The organism is Salinispora goodfellowii (genome assembly GCF_059570675.1).
On the sequence record NZ_JCANTD010000005.1, the window covers coordinates 206466 to 223629 of the forward strand.

Below are 17164 nucleotides of genomic sequence, written 5' to 3' on the forward strand. Positions count from 1 at the left end.
GCGCAAGGGCCGCACCAGCGCGCAAAGGGCGCAGTAGCACGCATAGGCCGCACTGGCCACACCAGCGCGTACCGGCCGCCCCGGCGGTGCTGGTCGGGCGGGCGGAGGCGGTTTCGGATGCCGGGGTAGCGGGTGCAGTAGGCTCGGCTCGATTCTCGGGCACCCGGCGGTGACTGGCGGGGATCGACTGGCCGACCCGCCGGTCAACCAGAGGGAACATCATTCGGGTAGGGGACATGGTTGTGGTTGTGCGTCTGGTCGTCGGTTTCGTCTTCCCTCCAGGTGCGTGATGTCCCCCGTTGACCCGCACCGCAGCGCCGAACCCCACGGCTGGGAACGGCCCGCCGAATCGCCTGGCGTTCCACCGGTGGATTCTGGTGCGGTACCCCGCGACCTCGGTGCAACGGTTCGGCATCGAGAAGGCCCTGGCTCCGACCACGGCGATCCCGGCCAGCATGGCCGGTCGCCAGCGGAGTCGACGGGTGGGCCTGGCCGAATCCCGGGTAACGGCCACCAAGCCCTCACCGACGACCGGGACTACCCGAACGCGCGACAGAACGCGGTCCCGGACGCCCCAGGCGGGTCCGAGTACCCGACAGCTCAGCTCCAGCCGGTCCGGGACGACGATCCGGCCACGCAGCCGCGACCGCGGGGGCGGCGTCGGGCGGGACGGCGTCGTGCCTCCGGCGCCGCTGCCCAACCGCGGTCGGCCGGCAAGGCCGGCCGTAACCTGCCGGCGGCTATCGGCGTAGGGGTTGGCCTTGGTGCCCTCATCCTCGTGCCTCTCTTTCTCTACCCGTTCGCCTTCGTGGTGGTCGTCGCGGGGGCACTGGTGGTCGGTTGTTGGGAGATGACCCGGGCGGTCGGTCGCGCGGGCGTCCACCCGCCGCTGGTCCCGCTGGCCGCGGGCAGTGTGCTGGTGTCCGGGCTGGCCTGGTTCGCCGGGCCCGATGCGTTGACCCTCGGTTTGGCCGTCACGGTGCTCGGTGCCCTGGTGTGGCGACTGGGCGACGGGCTGGCCGGATTCCGTCGGGACGCCCTCGCGGCCACCCTGATCGCTGTCTACGTACCGTTCCTCGGTGGGTTCGCCGCGTTACTGGCGGCGCCGGAGGACGGGGCGCTGCGGGTGTTGGTGACACTGGCAGCGGTGGTGCTCTCCGACACCGGTGGGTACGCGGCCGGAGCCAACTTCGGTCGGCATCCGATGGCTCCGACAATCAGTCCGAAGAAGTCCTGGGAAGGGCTGGCGGGTTCGCTCGGCGCGGCGGCCCTCGGCGGTGCCCTGCTGATCTGGCTGCTCTTCGATGTAGCGCCCTGGTGGGGGGCGCTCTTCGGAGTCGCTGTCTCCGCCGCGGCCGTCCTGGGCGATCTGGCCGAGTCCATGATCAAACGAGACCTCGGGGTGAAGGACATGAGCAACCTGCTGCCGGGGCATGGCGGCCTGATGGACCGGCTCGACTCGGTTCTCTTCGCCCTCCCGACGGCGTACCTGCTGCTTGCGCTCTTCGTTCCGGTGACGGGCTGAGGCGTGGGCTACCTGGTGCCCACCCCCGGGCACGCCCCGCCTCCACCACCGTTGCCGGCCGGTCCGGTGCGAGGCCGGCGGATCCGCAGCGGCGTGGTCCGGGCCGGTCGTGACAGACTGGGTGGGCCATGACGAACCTGCCCTTGACCCCGGTCAACCCCGACGCCCCCGCCCGCCGCGCGGCGATGCCCCCGCGGCACCTCGCCGACTTCGATCTCGCCGGCCGCCAGGCTCTGGCCGAGGAACTGGGCGAGCCGGGGTTCCGGGCTCGGCAGGTGTCGACTCACTATTTCGGCCGGCTGGTCCGCGATCCGGGGCAGATGACGGATCTGCCGTCGGCGACCCGGGAGAAGCTGGCCGGCCAGTTGCTGCCCACGCTGTTGACACCGGTGCGGGAACTGGCGTGTGACGACGGCGCCACCCACAAGGCGCTCTGGCGGCTGCACGACGGCTCGCTGGTAGAGAGTGTGCTGATGGGCTATCCGGACCGGGTGACGGTCTGTCTCTCCAGCCAGGCGGGGTGCGGGATGGCCTGCCCCTTCTGTGCGACCGGCCAGGCGGGCCTGACCCGTAACCTCTCCACCGCTGAGATCGTCGACCAGGCGGTCTACCTGGCCGGTGTGGCCGCCTCTGGCGCCGTCGCCGGGTCCCCACCGCGACTGTCTCGTGTGGTGTTCATGGGGATGGGGGAGCCGTTGGCCAACTACAACCGGGTGGTGGCGGCGATTCGCCGGCTGGTGGCGCCCGCGCCCGAGGGGCTGGGGCTGTCCCAGCGGCACATCACTGTTTCCACGGTGGGTCTGGTCCCTGCTATCCGTCGACTGGCCAGCCAAGACCTCTCCGTGACCCTTGCGTTGTCGCTGCACGCGCCCGATGATGAGCTGCGCGACGAACTCGTGCCCGTGAACCAGCGCTGGAAGGTGTCCGAGGTGCTGGAGGCGGCCTGGGAGTACGCAGCCCACACGAGACGTCGCGTGTCGATCGAATACGCAATGATCAAGGACGTGAACGACCAGCCGTGGCGAGCCGACCTGCTGGGGCGGCTGCTGGCCGGCCGGTTGGCCCATGTGAACCTGATCCCGCTCAACCCCACTCCGGGTAGCCGCTGGGATGCCAGCCCGAAGCCGGTTGAGAGGGAGTTCGTCCGGCGGTTGCGCGCCGCCGGGGTCTCCACGACAGTGCGAGACACCCGGGGGCGTGAGATCGACGGAGCATGTGGTCAGCTCGCCGCGGCCGAGGGGCAATGAGAGCGTGGGGGCCGGGGAGAGCGACCCGGCGGAGCGAACTAGACCAGGAGACATAGTGGCGAGTCAGGGTCAGCGTTTCCGGCGTAAGTCGCTGCGCCGGGGATACAAGGTTGACGAGGTGGACGCCTTCCTCGACCGGGTCGAGGCCACGCTGGAGGGGCAGCCGGTGGGCGCGCCCGTGTCCGCGCAGGAGGTCCACGACGTCGTCTTCCGGGTCCGATTCAACGGCTATGACGAGTGGCAGGTCGATCTTCACCTCGACCGGGTGGAACGGCAGCTCGCCGACGTGGAGGAACAGAGCGGCCGCCCGGCTCCGGCCGCTGACCCCTACCCGCCCGAGCGTCCGGCGGATCGGATGGGTCCGCCCGAGCAGTTCGGCCCGCCGGGGCGGATGGGTCCGGCGGAGCGGATGGGTCCGGCGGATCGGATGGGTCCGCCCGAGCAGTTCGGCCCGCCGGGGCGGATGGGTCCGGCGGATCGGATGGGTCCGCCCGAGCAGTTCGGCCCGCCGGGGCGGATGGGTCCGCCGGACCAGTTCGGCCCGCCGGGGCGGATGGGTCCACCCGACGAGCGGGGCATCGCCCCGGAGCAGCAGCCGATGCCGCCCCGGTTCGCGCCGGCGCCGCCCGGTGTTCCGCACAGCCGGTACGACGAAAGCACCGGGTCCTTCTCCGGCGGCCACGATGCCCCCCACGGCGGCCACGATGCCCCCCACGGCGGCTATGAACCGCCACGCGGTCCGGCCGCCCCGCACGGTCCCGGTGGTTCGCACGGTCCCGGTGGTTCGCACGGTCCCGGTGGTTCGCACGGTCCCGGTGGTTCGCACGGCCCCGGTGGTTCGCACGGTCCCGGTGGCCCGTCGCGGGGGCCAGCTACCGGCGGTTACGGCCCCGACGAGCCACGGTTTGACGGGTTCGAGGCCGGTCGACACGGGCGTGCCGACATGACGACCGAGATGCGGATGCCGGAGCGCGGGCGAGAGATGGGCGGCTTGCCGGCGCCGCAGCCCGGCTTCGCCGGCTCACCGGAGGTCTCCGGGCCGCCGATGACGGCTCAGCCCAGGGGGGGTGATCCAGCAAGGGGAGGGCCGCCGATGGCTGGGCCGCCGGGTAGCGACCTCTACCGGGTTGACCAGATTCGCCGTAGCTTCCAGGTTCGCCGCTTCGGCAGCGGGTACGACCCGGACCAGGTCGACCGCTTCTTCGACAGCCTGCTCGGCGGAATGCAGGGGCGGAATCCGATGCCGGTGAACCCGCACGACCTGGGTACGCTCCGCTTCGGCCTGGTACAGGGCGGCTACTTCGAGGAGGAAGTGGACGCCGCCCTGAAGAATGTGCAGGACGTTCTGCTCGGTCGTTGACTCCGGACAACACCAGGTTCACCCGGAACAACACGGTGGCCCGCTCCCTGACTCCGGGGAGCGGGCCACCGTGTTGTGGCTGACGGTGCGCGCTACGGGCGAAGCCCGTTGCGCCGGAGCACGATGTCGCCGACGACCATGGCCAGCAGCAGAACGGCGAGGCCGATCAGCCAGAGGTCCTCGACCCTGCCCTCGTGGTTACCGCAGATCATTGCCAGCAGCGACAGCGCAACAACCACCGCGCCGATCCGGCCGGACCTGCGGTGCCCGGGCTTGTGTTGGTCCGGAGACGTAACCGGCTCGCTTCCTGCCACTGTCGGTCCTTCCCTCGTGATCTGATCCGCGGTCAAGTCTGGCACGCCTGGTACCGGCCCCGGCGCTGGGTCCGACCATCTCCGGGGCCGGTTCGTTGGGAGGCCGGGAGCCCGTGCCGGCCGGAACGGAGGGTGTTGTCGCCCATGGACGGCACTACCGGCGTCGCGGCGTGATGGTGAGAGTGGCTCCGGTAGGTTCGGACGTGAACCTTGTTATGTCTGCTAAAGGGGGAACTACGGTGCGAGTGACCGGTACCGGGCACGCCAGCATGCGGATCGACACTCCCGCGGGGAGCATCCTGTGCGACCCGTGGGTCAACCCGGCGTACTTCGCCTCGTGGTTTCCGTTCCCCGACAACTCCCAACTCGACTGGGCGGCGCTGGGCGACGTTGACTACCTCTACGTCTCGCACCTGCACCGCGACCACTTCGACGCGGCGCACCTCAAGCGGTACGTGTCGAAGCGGGCCACCGTACTGCTGCCCGCCTTCCCGACCTCGGAGATGGAAGACGAGCTGCGGGAGCTGGGCTTCACCCAGTTCCTGAAGGCGCCGAACGAGAAGGTCGTCGACCTGGGCGGCGGCCTCAAGGTCATGATCCAGGCGCTGACCAGCCCGACCGACGGTCCGATCGGGGACTCGTCGCTGTGGGTGGAGCACGACGGGGTCCGGCTGCTCAACCAGAACGACGCCCGCCCCACCGACCTCAGCGTCTTCACCGAGCTGGGCCACGTGCACGCGCACATGCTCCAGTTCTCCGGTGCGATCTGGTATCCCATGGTCTACGAGCTGCCGAACGCCGCCAAGACCGCGTTCGGCAAGCAGAAGCGGGACCGGCAGTTCGACCGGACCTGGCGCTACATCGACGACCTGAAGGCCGACCACGTCTTCCCGATCGCCGGCCCGCCGTGTTTCCTCGACGACGAGCTGTGGCAGTTCAACGACATCCACGGCGACGAGGGCAACATCTTCCCCGACCAGTCGGTGTTCCTGGACGAGTACGCCAAGGTCGGTGGCACCAACGGGGTGGTGTTGCTGCCGGGCAGCGTCGCCGAGGTCACCGCCGACGGCTGCGAGACCACCCACCCGGTGCCGGTGGCGGAGTTCTTCGCCAACAAGGTCGCCCACCTCGAGGAGATGCGGGAGCGCAAGCGGCCGATCATCGCGGCGGAGAAGGCGTCCTGGCGGCACCCGGAGGTGGACGTCCTGGGGGAGATGCAGCGCCGCATCGAGCCGTTGCTGAACGAGTCGATCTATCTGGCCAAGGGGGTCGGCGGCCCGGTCCGCTTCGACCTGGTCGATGTGGACGACGCGGGTACGGAGACCGTCGAGTCGATCGTGGTGGACTTCCCCGGCAAGCAGGTCCGCCCGTACGCCGACGAGAAGGTGCGCTACCGGTTCCGCACCGAGCGGGCGCTGATCGAGCACCTACTGCACATCGGCGAGGTGGATTGGGTCAACTCGCTCTTCCTGTCCTGCCGGTTCTCCGCGGCGCGGATCGGCCAGTACAACGAGTTCGTCTACGCCTTCTTCAAGTGCCTCTCCCAGGAGCGGTTGCAGTACGCCGAGGGCTGGTACGACGAGCACGAGCGGGCGGTCGACGCGGAGGACATCACCCTCGGCGACTGGGTGGTGCAGCGGCGCTGCCCGCACCTCAAGGCGGACCTGAGCCGGTTCGGCATCGTGGCGGACGACCAGCTCACCTGCCAGCTGCACGGTTGGCGCTTCGACCTGGCCAGCGGGCGGTGCCTGACCAGCGTCGGCCACAAGATCCGCGCCGAGCGCGCCGACGAGCAGACCCCCGCCCCGGTCGTCGAGCCGACGACGACCTGATCCCTGCCCGCGCAGCGGCCCGTTCGATGAAGAGCACCGGTCCCGCATGGCTCCGGCCGTGCGGCGGCTGTTCCGCCCGGCGCATCCTCACCGACCGAGGTCGGTGAGGATGCGCCGGGCGGCGTTGTGCCCGGAGGCACCGATGACACTGCCCGCGGGGTGACAGCCGGCGCTGCCCGCGTACACGCCGTCGACCCCGGTGGCGTACGGCATCCGGTCGGTGAACGAGACCGTGTTGTCCACGTGGTGGATGTGCCCACCGGTGATGCCGAAGTGCGCCTCGATGCCGGGTGGGGCCAGCGGTACCGCGTCGGCGATCAGGGCCCCGGTGCCCGGGGCGTACCGCTCGCAGATCGCCACCAGCCGCGCCACGTACCCCGGTAGCGCCTCTTCCCAGGTGCGGCCCGCCAACTCGTACGGCACCGACTGCACGAAGAGCGCCGACGAGTGGTGCCCGGCAGCGTCGGAGAGCGTCGGGTCGACGGTGGTGTGCAGGTACCACTCGATCGTCGGCTCCGGTGGCAGCCGGCCGGCCCGCACGTCGGCCCACATCGCGCGTAGCCCCGCCAGCGGCGTGTCCCGAGTGGCGCCGGGGTCGGAGCCGGGCAGCAGGTGGATGGTGGACCCGAACGGGCTGGGGGCGCCTTCCGGCAGGCAGGAGAAGCGCGGCAACCCGGTCAGCGCCAGGTTGAGCTTGAGCGTGGTGCCGGGGCGGCGGACCGCCGTCATCCGGTCGGTCAGCGACGCCGGCAGCGCGCCGTCGGGGAGCAGCTCCATCAGCCGGTACGGGTCGCAGGCCCCCAGCACCACGGACGCGGCAACGCTCTGCCCGTCGGCGAGCCGGACACCGGAGGCGGCACCCCTGTCGAGGGTGATCGCGTCGACCGGCGTACCGGTGCGGATGGTCGCGCCGGCGGCCCGCGCGGCGTCGGCGAAGGTCCGGGAGACGGTGCCCATGCCCCCCTTGGCGATCATCCAGGTGCCGTCGGAGCCAGGAAGTCGGCACATGTTGTGGACCAGAAAGTTGTGCCCGGTGCCAGGGTCGTCCGGGCCGGCGTTGACTCCGGAGAGGCCGTCGGTCACCGCGTACATGCTGACCAGCAGCTCGGAGTGGAAGTCGAAGCGGGCCAGGTAGTCGACGACCGAGCCGCGAACGAGGTCGACGAAGATCTGGCGCAGCGCCGGCCGGAGGTACCGTTCGGCGGTCTCCTCGACCGGCAGCGGTTCGGCCAGCCAGGCCGGCGCCAGGTCCGCGCGCAGCGCCGCCAGCTCGGCCTGGAGCGCGGCGTCGGCGGCGACATCGGCGGGGGAGAAGAACTCGGCGAACTGCCGCCGGGTCGCGGCCGGGTCACCGCCGAAGAGCAGGTACGGCGAGCCGGGCCCGCCCGGGGTGGGCAGGAAATAGTGCGGGTCGCGCCGCAGCACCGGGATGCGGACGTCGAGCCGGGCGAGTAGCTCCGGGGGCATCAGCCCGAGCAGGTACGACCCGGTGGAGTGGCGCAGCCCCGGCAGCTTCGGGAACGGTGTCTCGGTGCGGGCCGCGCCGCCGACCACGTCGGCCGCCTCCAGCACCAGCACGTCCAGCCCGGCCCGGGCCAGCAGGATCGCCGACACCAGCCCGTTGTGCCCGGCGCCGACGACGGCGACATCCACCCGCCGCGGGAGCTTGGTCTGCTGTCGGTCCCGCAACGTCGAGGTCGCCTGCCGGTCCATGCAGCGAAGATAACGGTCGATCTGTTCCTGGGCCACCCCCGGCACCGCGTGTGGTGGGGGTGCGGGGTTTGGGATGGGGCGCTCCGCCTACACCTACGACAGCGCCCCGGGCGGCAAGGGCCTGCCGGCGACCGCCACCCGCTACACCGACGGACTGGCGTACACCCAGGCGATCGGTGGGTACACCGACGACTACCAGCCCACCTCCACCACCCTGACGCTGCCCGAGCCCATCGCCGACACCTGGGGCCTGAAAACCTCCTACCGGTACGACTGCACGTACACCGACACCGGTCTGCCCGAGTCGACCATGCTGCCGGCCGTCGGAGCTCTCCCCGCTGAGAAGCTGCTGACCCGCTACACCAGGGACGGGCTGCCCCTGTCGGTGTCGGGCAAGGACTGGTACGGCGCCGAAACCGTCTACTCGCCGTACGGGCAGGTGCTCTCCTGGACCTACGACGGCAAGGTCGACCGGATCACCGGCGCGGGCAGCCGGGGCAAGACCGCCTACGTCGGGTTGGCCGACAAGTGTCTGGACCTCAACCAGGCCACCCCGGGTGAGGCGGTTCAGCTGTACCCGTGCAATGACACGGTCGCGCAGAAGTGGAACTTCGCCCCCGTACCTGATCAGGCCGACCCGAACCTGGGCACCCTGTCCGTGTACGACGACTGGTGCGTCCAGCCCGCCGGCGACACCCCCGGATCAGCCATCGCCACGCAGGAGTGCTCCGGGTCGACCGAACAGCACCTGGAGCGCCTCTCCACCGGGCAGCTCAAGCACGTCGCCTCCGGCCTGTGCCTCGCCGTGAAGGACGAGGCCACCGACGACCACACCCCGCTGGTGCTCGTGGCCTGCGACGCGGACTCCGCCGCGCAGCTGTGGGAGGCGCAGAACGAGACCCGGCACATCTATGGGGCCTGGCGGCAGCCGTCTGCTAGCCATCCAGGGCCAGCAGGCGACGCTGCACCTCGGCGAGTCGGTGCTGACCGTGCGCCGGGCCGGGATCCAGGTCAACGCCCAGCGTTCGTACCCGACGCCGGGCGGGGTGGTAACGCGGTTTGCCTACCAGTTCAGCGGTTCCGCGCTGGTCGCCCTCGCTGGTGACCACCAGGGCAGCCCGTATGCCGAGGTCGCCCTCCACGGTGAACTAGGCCTCCACGATGCAATGTCGGTGCGGATCCGCAAGCAGGACCCGTTCGGCAACCAGCGTGGCGCCGCGCCTCTGGGCGTGAACATGCAGACCCACACCGGGTTCCTCGGTGCCCAGCGGGACGACGCCTCCGGCTTCACCCCGCTCGGCGCGCGGCTCTACGACCCGGTGGTGGGCCGGTTCCTCTCCGCCGACCCGGTGCTGGACATCGCGGACCCGATGCAGTCCAACGGCTACGCCTACGCCCACAACAACCCGGTGACGCACTCGGACCCGACCGGCCTGTCGGTGTCGTTGACCGCCTCGGAGAAGGCGGCGGCGCTCGCGGGCGCGGGCCTGTCGGCGGCGCAGGTCGCCCAGGCTCAGTCCGACATGAACCGTTCGTTGACTTCGGTGATTCTCAGCGCGGCCTGGGGCGTCCTGAAAGAGTTCATCGGCATCAACGACGCCATGAACTGCTTCGGCGGTGACATGTGGGCGTGCGGCAGCCTCATTATCGGAGCGGTTCCGTTCGGAAAGATCCTCAAGCTTAGAAAGGTTAAGGGGGCCGTTCAACGGACGTTCTCTGCGATTCAGGCATGGCGTACGGCGAAGCGTGCTGCCGAAGGGGTGCTACGCGCTGCCAAGGCAGCGGAGGCGGCGGCGCTGAACGCCAAGAAGTTGGCCATCGAAAAGGCTAAGAAGGCTGCCCAGGCCGCGAAGAAAAAAGCCGCCGAAAAGGCGCAAACAACGAGCAATAAGGCAGTCAACGCCACGAAGAAGACGGGCAACTCGGTTCAGAAAAACGCCCAGGCGAAGTCCAATCCGAAGGGGTCGTCGGCTGCCTCCAGTGGTGCCGGCAAGTCCGGCAAGTCCGGTGGTGGCGCCGGTAAGGGTGACTCCAAGGGCGGTGGGAAATCCGGCGCGACGGCGCGGAACAACGGCGGCTCAAGCGGTGCCTCCTGTAAGACTCCTGACAACAGCTTCGTCCCTGGCACCAGGGTCCTGATGGCGGACGGCTCCACCAAGCCGGTGGAGGATGTACAGCCGGGTGATGAGGTCCTGGTCACTGACCCGGAGACGGGTGAGACCGTGGCCGAGACGGTCACCGCGGCCATCAAGGGTGACGGTGTCAAGAAGCTGGTGAAGGTCGCCATCGATACCGATGGCGACCATGGTTCGGAGACCGCCGAGATCACCGCGACCGATGGCCACCCGTTCTGGGTGCCGGAGCTGGGCGAGTGGATCGACGCCACCGACCTGCGTGCCGGTCAGTGGCTGCGGACCAGCTCCGGCACGTACGTGCAGATCACCGCGATCGAGCGCTGGGACGTCCCGCAGGCCACGGTCTACAACCTCACCGTCGCCAACATCCACACGTACTATGTGCTAGCCGGCAACACGCCGGTCCTCGTCCACAACTGCGGTGACGGTCTCCTGCATCCTGGTCGAAATGGTGCGGATGACAGTCCTCAAGACTGGATTCCCATGAACTCATGGACGAGGAACGGTGCGAATTTGACGGAGGGTAACTACCACTTCGTGGTCATGCCAGATAAGTCAGTTCGGACCTTCCATGAAAGCATCTGGGAAACCGCGCCAGGAGCTGGTCATACAAGCCTCTCGCGCGGTAAGGGTGTACTGGCGGCGGGTACTTTCGATGTGGGCCCGGGTGGAGCGATCACTCGATTCGACAACTTCTCAGGTCACTATCGGCCAAGTGCAGCTACCCAAGGCGTTATACGCGATTCCTTAGGTCGAAGTGGCTTCAACCTTAGCGGTGCCCGCTGGGATCCGTTCGAATTCAGCTAACCGTTAGCGTGGTTGTGCCCGGCTAGACGTCTGCGGGGTCACTTGATTGCATGCAGAGCTATGCATCGTTGACCCCGCAGGCTATAGCGACAGCATTTCTCGGCCAACAGGCCAGCTTGTCGCGTCCCGTATTGCCTGATGGGCGGGCGTAAACGAACGCGACACTCGCAAATTGCTTGGTGCCATAAACTGGAAGGGTTCGGCGATCGGGACGCACGCGGGAGTTTGGTTCATGCTTTTCGCGCTCAGCCGGTCAGGCGCAATTTTAACCTCTAATAGGTTTCCCGGGCTCTTCCTGATTTCCGTCCCTAAAGGTCCTAGCGGATTGGACTAGCAGCTTTACTTGTGTGGGAGTTAGGAAGCTGGCGGCGGCAACCAGTTGACCAATCTCCGTGGTGGCGGGGTACGGCTCTTGCGCAGCCGTTTCAGAATCTATAGGCAAGTCTGCAATGACAAGTAGATCATCGACATTCAACTGCAAAGCAGGCGCGATGTCCCGAAGGATCTGGGGCGTCGGTTGAAGCTTACCTGTAAGCAGTTGATTGACGGTCGACTCGGCCCGCCCGGAGGCTCGGCTGACGATTCTTGCTGATAGTCGGCGGTTCTGCATAAGCCCTCGAAGAACCCTAGCGAAGTCGGCGCTCATTGCAGAATTCTATACCGGTTGAACGGCCACCTGCGTCCCAGCCGGGAGCGCAGTCGAGGCGCGAAGTTGGGCGCCGAAGGTCACGGCAGTGCGCGTCGGTTGCTGTCACGGCTGATGTCAGCTGATCAAGCACATGCAGGGCTGTCGATGGTAGGTGTTCGTGGTTGATCGCTCGGTGCTGGCGGGCGTGCGCGCGGGGCCGGAACGGCTGTAGCGCGTGCGCGCGGCCCGGCTCTGCCGGGCCGTCTTGATTAGGTGAAGCAATTCTTAGCCCAGTGGCTCCGTCGGTGGCGGGCTGCTGGGCTACGCCTTGGGGTTGCGGCGTGCCTTCTTCGGTGTCGGCGGCTCGGCGGGCTCGGGCGCTTCGCTGGCGGCGGCTCGTCCGAGGTTGGCTTCGTAGGCAGCGAGGTCGTCGGCGAGGTCGGTGTGTGCTTGTTGGAGGGTGGCGAGTTCTTCGGTGGCTTGCCAGGCGGCGGCGGTGTCCTTGTTCATGAAGGCGTCGACGATCTTGCCGCTGATGCGGTCGCGTTCGAGTAGGTAGAGGGCGAGGCGCCGGTTGAGTGCTGGGTTGTCGCTGATGACCGGTGTCTGGGTGGTCGCGGCGATGGGTCGGCCGTCGGCGTCGGTGCCGATGCGTTCGGGTGCCTGGGGGTGGACGAAGGTGCCTTTGCCGACGACGGCGTAGGTGAGGCCGCGGTGTTGCAGCTCCCGTAGGGCGCGTTGGGCGGTCATGGAGGCGACGCTGTAGGTGTCGGCCATGCGCCGGGCGGTGGGGAGTACGTCGCCGGGGGCGAGTTTGCCGGTGCGGATCTGGTCGACGATGTCGTCGACGACCCGTTGGAACAGGGCGCGTCGGTCGTCGGCGTCGTGCGGCATGTGCTGATCGTAGTCGTCCTGTCCTGATTGAGCTACACGGGCTACCCAAGATTCCTGGGTCAAACCCCTTGACTAGATCACGATTGTCACGTGAAGCTTAGGAAGCCTAGTAACCGTGCCGTTGGGGTGTGGTGGGCGATCGAAGGAGAACGCTCGTGTTGGTACTGCCGATTGACGGTGGTAGGGGACTGCTGGTGCTCGCTGGGGCGACACCGCAGTTCAAGGACAAGGAGAACGGGGTTGCCGCCACGGACCGCGCTACGGGTGCGCCGTTGGTGGAGGTGCCCCTGGCGTTGACGGCCGACGGTGGGATCCCGCAGGTGTTGCGGGTGTCGGTGCCGCAGCCGTCGGTGCCGAAGGACCTCGCGGTCGGCCAGTGGGTGAAGGCGTCCGGGCTGACGTTGGTGGCGGGGGAGAAGAACGGCCGGCCGTGGCAGATCTTCCGCGCGTCGGCGTTGACGGCGGTGAAGCCTGGATGACGACGATCGATTCGACTCATCTGAGGCTGCTCACCATGGTTCCCGCCGTGCTGCTGGGCGTGGCGGCTGTCGTGGCGACGGCGTGGCTGGCCGCCCATGTGGTGCGGTATCTGCTGGCAGACGCCGAGATTCGGCCCGCGATACGCGTCGGCTGGCGGATCCGATACACGTGGCGGCGTACCGCCGTGCGGGTGGGCCTGATCCAGACCGAACACGTCCGTCCGCCGTCGTGGTCGTCCCGGCCCCAGACGGTGGTGGTGCGGCGGGAGTTGGTTCCGGCGGTCCGGGTGCGGGCGCGGCGGTGGGGTGTCGAGGTCGACGCCTCCACGGTCGGCCGGCTCGGCCTGGTCGAGTTCCAGCATGCCGCCGGGCATCTCGCCGACGCGTGGCGCGTGCCGCAGGTACGGGTAGCGCAGGTCCGTCCCGGTCTGGTCCGGCTGCGGGCGCTGCTGGTCGACCCGCTCACCCAACCGACCGCCTGGGACGGGCAGACCACGACCGCCGACCACCTGGAGACGTGGTCGGCGGGTATCGACGCCGACAGCCAGCCGGTCACCATCCGCTCCTCCGGGGTGTCCGGGGTGGTGGTCGCGGGGCTGGCGGGCTTCGGCAAGACCTCGCTGTTGAACGCCCGGTTCTGTCAGCTCGCCCCGTCGCCGGCGGTGCAGTTCGTGTTGATCGACGGCAAGGGCGGCCCGGACTACGACGAGCTGTTCCGCCGGGCGTGGCTGTCGGCGAAGGACGATCCGGAGCAGGTCCGTGATCATCTGGTGCGGGTGCATGAGCTGATGACGGGCCGTCAGCGGTGTATCCGGGCGGTGCTCGGGGTGAAGAACGTGTGGCATCTCGGCCCGTCCGCCACCTGGCCCCTGGTCGTGGTGGTGATCGATGAGGCGCACACGTTCTTCAACGAGTCCAAGGGCACCGACGCCGAGTCGAAGAAACGCGATGCGCTGGCGCGGCAGACGGCCCGGCTGGTGGAGGAGCTGGTGCGCAAGGGCCGCAACGTCGGTATCCAGGTGATCCTGGCGACGCAGAAGGCGACCGGGGATGCGATCCCGACGAAGATCCGGGACAACTGCCAGGTAGCGGTCAGCTTCGCGCAGCGCACCAGCGAGGCGGCCACGGCGGTGCTCGGCTCGGACATCACCGGCTTCCCGGATGAGCATCCGCGCCGGTTGCAGGACCCCGCCTACATCGGGGTTGCGTCGATGGTGGCCGAAGGCCGGCCCGGGTTCACGCTGGTCCGCACCCCGTACGTCAGTGACGCCACCGCTGACCGGATCGCCGCGGACACCGCCCACCTGGTCCGTGACCCCCTGCGGCTGCTCGCCGATGCTGCCAGGGCGGACCGTCCCGGCGGTCAGGACAGGGAGGGCGGCGGCTCATTCCGCCAAGAACACCCCGCCGCTCTCCCCGCAAGCAGCCCTCCCACAAGTGGAGAGGAACTGCGCCGATGATGCCATCCACCCCTCACCGCGTCGACCTCGACGCCCTGCTCCGCATCGCCGCCGCTCACGAGGTGGAGGGACGGGTCGGTGTGTGCCGGCATCCGATCCGGTTGACCGGGCGTGGTCTGCTGGTCGAGGCCGGCACCGGCCGTGTCCTCGCCGACACCGGCGACCAGCAGACGATCACGGTGCGGTGCCGTAACCGGCGTGCCGCGCGGTGTCCGGCGTGCTCGACGCTGTACAAGCTCGACGCCTTCCACCTGATCGCCGGCGGGCTCCGTGACGAGCCCACCACCGTGGCCCGGCCGCGGGTGTTCGTAACGGTGACCGCGCTGTCGTTCGGGCCGGTACACCTCGGCCCCGCCCGGCACAGCGTCCTTCGCCCCTGTCACCCCGACGAATCCGGGTGCGGCCGGTGGCACCTGCCGGGCGACCCGCTGATCGGCACCCCGTTGGACCCGGACGGCTATGACTATCCGGGGCAGGTGTTGTTCAACGCTCACGCCGGGATGCTGTGGGCGCGGTTCACCACCGAGGCACGCCGCACGCTCGCGGCTGTAGCGGGTCTGTCCCGGCGGCAGGCTGCCCGGCAGGTGCGGGTGGCCTTCGCCAAGGTCGCCGAGTTCCAGGCGCGGGGAGTGGTCCACTTCCACGCGATCGTCAGGCTCGACGGACCGGACGGCCTGCCTACGCCGCCGCCGACCTGGGCGACCAGCCACCTGCTGGAAACCGCGATCCGCCGGGCGGTCCCGGTCGTCGCCGTCACCACACCAGCGACAGCAGTCGTGGGCGGGCGTGTGTTGCGCTGGGGCCGGCAGGTCGACATCCAGCCGCTGCCCTCCGGTGACGTGGTGGTGGCCCGGTACGTGGCGAAGTACGCCACGAAGACCGCCGAGGCCGTCGGCGTTGACGTGCCACCGCTGTTCTGCCGCGCGTGCCGAGGCGACGGCCTGCACCCCGCCGATGGGGCTCGCCGCTGGTGTCGGGTGTGCTCGGGCACCGGCCGACGTCCCGGCGTCAGCCTCGACCAGCTCCCCGCGCACGGGCGGATGTTGGTGGAGACCTGCTGGCGGCTCGGCGGACTGCCCGAGCTGCGAGGGCTGCGGTTGCGCCGGTGGGCGCACCAACTCGGCTACCGAGGCCACGTCACCAGCAAGTCACTGGCCTACTCGACCACCTTCGCCGCGCTACGCGATGAACGGCGCCGGTGGCGGCTGACCCGCCACGCCGAAGCTATCGGCGTCGACCCGGCCACCGATCTTCTCACCGTCGGGGACTGGCGCTACACCGGCCCACTCGGGGAGGGCATGTGAGCAGTCCCGACCTGTTGACCGTCTCCGACGTGATGGCCCGGCTGCAAGTCGGCCGGCACACCGTCTACGACCTCATCCGCTCCCGCCGGCTGCATTCGGTCCGCATCGGCCGCTGCCGCCGCATTCCCGCCCGCTCCCTTGCCGGCTACCTCGACTCACTGACCAAGGAGGCCGACCATGGCCGGTAGAAAGGCCAACGGCGAAGGCACCATCTTCCAACGCGCCGACGGCCGCTGGTGCGGCGCCGGCTACGTCCTCACCGCCGACGGCACCCGCAAGCGCATCTACGTCTACGCCGCCACCCGCCGGCAGGCGGCCGACAAGCTCGCCGAGAAACTGGCCGACTCGAACCGGGGCCTGGTCGTGGCCGCCGACCCGAACCTCACCGTCGGCGATTACCTGACCGCGTGGCTGACCGGCGTCGCCCGGCACCGGCTCCGCGCCACGACGTACGTCACGTACGAATCCCTGGTCCGCCGGTTCCTAATCCCCGGCCTCGGCGCACGGAAACTCGGCACCCTGACCGTCCGGGACGTGCGAACCTTCCTCGACCGGCTGCCAAGCGTGTGCCAGTGCTGCGCGCAGGGCTGGGACGCCAAACGGAACCCGAACCACCCGGTCAAGGCCCGCCGGCCGCGCTGCTGCGCCATCGGCAACTGCTGCCGCAAACACATCCGCCCGGCCACCGTCCGCTACATCCGGGCAGTCCTGTCGGCCGCCCTCGCAGACGGCGTCCGCGAAGACCTCCTCGGCCGCAACGTCGCCAGCCCGGTACGACTACCCACCCCGCGCAGCGACTTCCAACCATTCACCGCCGGCGAGGCCCGCCGCTACCTCCTCGCCGCCGCCTACCACCGCCACGGACCCCTGTTCGAACTGGCCCTACGCACCGGACTACGCCGAGGCGAACTGCTCGGCCTGCGCTGGGACGACATCGACCTCGACACCGGCCACCTGTACGTACGGCGCACCCTCGCCCGCACCCGAGGCGCCCCCACCTTCCAACCAGTCAAGACCCACCGCTCCGCACGACGCATCGTCCTACCCCGCGACTGCGTAACCGCGCTCAAGCGCTACCGCAGGCGGCAGGACACCGATCGACGCGAGGCCGACGGGTGGACCGAAACTGGGCTCGTGTTCACCACCAGCACCAGCCGGCCGATGGACCCGGCCGCAGTGCACCGCCACCACCAAGCCATCTGCGAACTCGCCGACGTCCGCTACATCCGCTTCCACGACCTGCGACACACCTGCGCCACGCTGCTGCTCGAACAGGGCGTGGACCTGGTGACGATCAAGGACCTGCTCGGCCACGCGCAGATCCACACCACCGCCGACATCTACTCCCACGTCCGGCTCCGCCTGCAACGCCACGCCGTCGAGTCCATGAACCAGGCACTACAAGCCGACCAACCCGACGACGACACCAACTCCGACAACTGAACCCCACCAACCGACAGCACACG

At 69.2% G+C, this 17164-nt stretch carries 13 protein-coding genes and 1 pseudogene; 10 read left to right on the top strand and 4 right to left on the bottom strand.

All coding sequences use genetic code 11. From position 1 onward, the window contains the following. The first annotated feature begins 289 nt into the window (after positions 1 to 289). From T398_RS08450 to T398_RS08460, 3 genes are all read left to right on the top strand, one after another. Positions 290 to 1525 carry a phosphatidate cytidylyltransferase gene (locus T398_RS08450; protein ID WP_496445784.1) on the top strand — a complete coding sequence of 412 codons (1236 nt, stop codon included), beginning with the start codon at positions 290 to 292 and terminating at the stop codon, positions 1523 to 1525. A gap of 128 nt (positions 1526 to 1653) precedes the next feature. After that, positions 1654 to 2772, top strand: coding sequence for a dual-specificity RNA methyltransferase RlmN (gene rlmN, locus T398_RS08455; RefSeq protein WP_496445785.1), 1119 nt, complete (start codon positions 1654 to 1656; stop codon positions 2770 to 2772). Between the two features lie 55 nt (positions 2773 to 2827). Next, positions 2828 to 4132: a DivIVA domain-containing protein gene (locus T398_RS08460; protein WP_496445786.1), complete on the top strand. Its 1305-nt coding sequence runs from the start codon at positions 2828 to 2830 to the stop codon at positions 4130 to 4132. A gap of 92 nt (positions 4133 to 4224) precedes the next feature. Here T398_RS08460 and T398_RS08465 read toward each other — a convergent pair whose 3' ends face one another. Further along, positions 4225 to 4491, bottom strand: coding sequence for a DUF2631 domain-containing protein (locus T398_RS08465; RefSeq protein ID WP_496445787.1), 267 nt, complete (start codon positions 4489 to 4491; stop codon positions 4225 to 4227). A 194-nt stretch (positions 4492 to 4685) separates the two neighbouring features. On the opposite strand from T398_RS08465, the gene T398_RS08470 reads away from it, so the two are divergent. Beyond that, positions 4686 to 6278 (top strand): Rieske 2Fe-2S domain-containing protein, encoded by a 1593-nt coding sequence (locus T398_RS08470; RefSeq protein ID WP_496445788.1) that lies wholly within the window; start codon positions 4686 to 4688, stop codon positions 6276 to 6278. Between the two features lie 87 nt (positions 6279 to 6365). Here the strand turns inward: T398_RS08470 and T398_RS08475 are convergent, their stop codons facing one another. Further along, positions 6366 to 7991, bottom strand: coding sequence for a phytoene desaturase family protein (locus T398_RS08475; protein ID WP_496445789.1), 1626 nt, complete (start codon positions 7989 to 7991; stop codon positions 6366 to 6368). Positions 7992 to 8073: 82 nt separating this feature from the next. Here T398_RS08475 and T398_RS08480 point away from each other — a divergent pair. Further along, positions 8074 to 10552, top strand: a pseudogene (locus tag T398_RS08480) (ricin-type beta-trefoil lectin domain protein); the annotation flags it as partial. 646 nt (positions 10553 to 11198) lie between these two features. Here T398_RS08480 and T398_RS08485 read toward each other — a convergent pair. Together T398_RS08485 and T398_RS08490 are read right to left on the bottom strand one after the other, a co-directional pair. Then, positions 11199 to 11579: a helix-turn-helix domain-containing protein gene (locus T398_RS08485; RefSeq protein WP_496445790.1), complete on the bottom strand. Its 381-nt coding sequence runs from the start codon at positions 11577 to 11579 to the stop codon at positions 11199 to 11201. A gap of 303 nt (positions 11580 to 11882) precedes the next feature. Next, positions 11883 to 12455: a GntR family transcriptional regulator gene (locus tag T398_RS08490; RefSeq protein ID WP_018831737.1), complete on the bottom strand. Its 573-nt coding sequence runs from the start codon at positions 12453 to 12455 to the stop codon at positions 11883 to 11885. A 155-nt stretch (positions 12456 to 12610) separates the two neighbouring features. Between T398_RS08490 and T398_RS08495 the strand changes: the two genes are divergently transcribed. From T398_RS08495 to T398_RS08515, 5 genes are read left to right on the top strand one after another with little or no spacing between them, the layout of a single operon-like run. Further along, positions 12611 to 12934 (top strand): hypothetical protein, encoded by a 324-nt coding sequence (locus T398_RS08495; protein WP_018831736.1) that lies wholly within the window; start codon positions 12611 to 12613, stop codon positions 12932 to 12934. Next, a complete protein-coding gene (locus T398_RS08500) occupies positions 12931 to 14394 on the top strand; it encodes an FtsK/SpoIIIE domain-containing protein (protein ID WP_018831735.1) in 1464 nt (487 codons plus the stop codon). The genes T398_RS08495 and T398_RS08500 overlap by 4 nt, the downstream gene beginning before the upstream one ends. Then, positions 14391 to 15698, top strand: a complete 1308-nt coding sequence (locus T398_RS08505; protein WP_496445791.1) for a replication initiator — start codon at positions 14391 to 14393, stop codon at positions 15696 to 15698. Before T398_RS08500 ends, T398_RS08505 begins: the two co-directional genes overlap by 4 nt. Then, positions 15695 to 15886: a helix-turn-helix domain-containing protein gene (locus tag T398_RS08510; protein ID WP_018831733.1), complete on the top strand. Its 192-nt coding sequence runs from the start codon at positions 15695 to 15697 to the stop codon at positions 15884 to 15886. The genes T398_RS08505 and T398_RS08510 overlap by 4 nt, the downstream gene beginning before the upstream one ends. After that, entirely contained in the window at positions 15876 to 17141 is a 1266-nt protein-coding gene (locus T398_RS08515) for a tyrosine-type recombinase/integrase (protein ID WP_018831732.1), read from the top strand. The genes T398_RS08510 and T398_RS08515 overlap by 11 nt, the downstream gene beginning before the upstream one ends. The last annotated feature ends 23 nt before the right edge of the window (positions 17142 to 17164 follow it).

Excerpts from the sequence above, each read along its gene's own strand:
- T398_RS08485 (WP_496445790.1), bottom strand. The coding sequence starts at position 11,579 with ATGAGCGCCGACTTCGCTAGGGTTCTTCGAGGGCTTATGCAGAACCGC.
- T398_RS08490 (WP_018831737.1), bottom strand. The coding sequence starts at position 12,455 with ATGCCGCACGACGCCGACGACCGACGCGCCCTGTTCCAACGGGTCGTC.
- T398_RS08450 (WP_496445784.1), top strand. The coding sequence starts at position 290 with ATGTCCCCCGTTGACCCGCACCGCAGCGCCGAACCCCACGGCTGGGAA.
- T398_RS08515 (WP_018831732.1), top strand. The coding sequence starts at position 15,876 with ATGGCCGGTAGAAAGGCCAACGGCGAAGGCACCATCTTCCAACGCGCC.
- T398_RS08500 (WP_018831735.1), top strand. The coding sequence starts at position 12,931 with ATGACGACGATCGATTCGACTCATCTGAGGCTGCTCACCATGGTTCCC.
- T398_RS08505 (WP_496445791.1), top strand. The coding sequence starts at position 14,391 with ATGATGCCATCCACCCCTCACCGCGTCGACCTCGACGCCCTGCTCCGC.
- T398_RS08475 (WP_496445789.1), bottom strand. The coding sequence starts at position 7,991 with ATGGACCGGCAGGCGACCTCGACGTTGCGGGACCGACAGCAGACCAAG.
- rlmN (WP_496445785.1), top strand. The coding sequence starts at position 1,654 with ATGACGAACCTGCCCTTGACCCCGGTCAACCCCGACGCCCCCGCCCGC.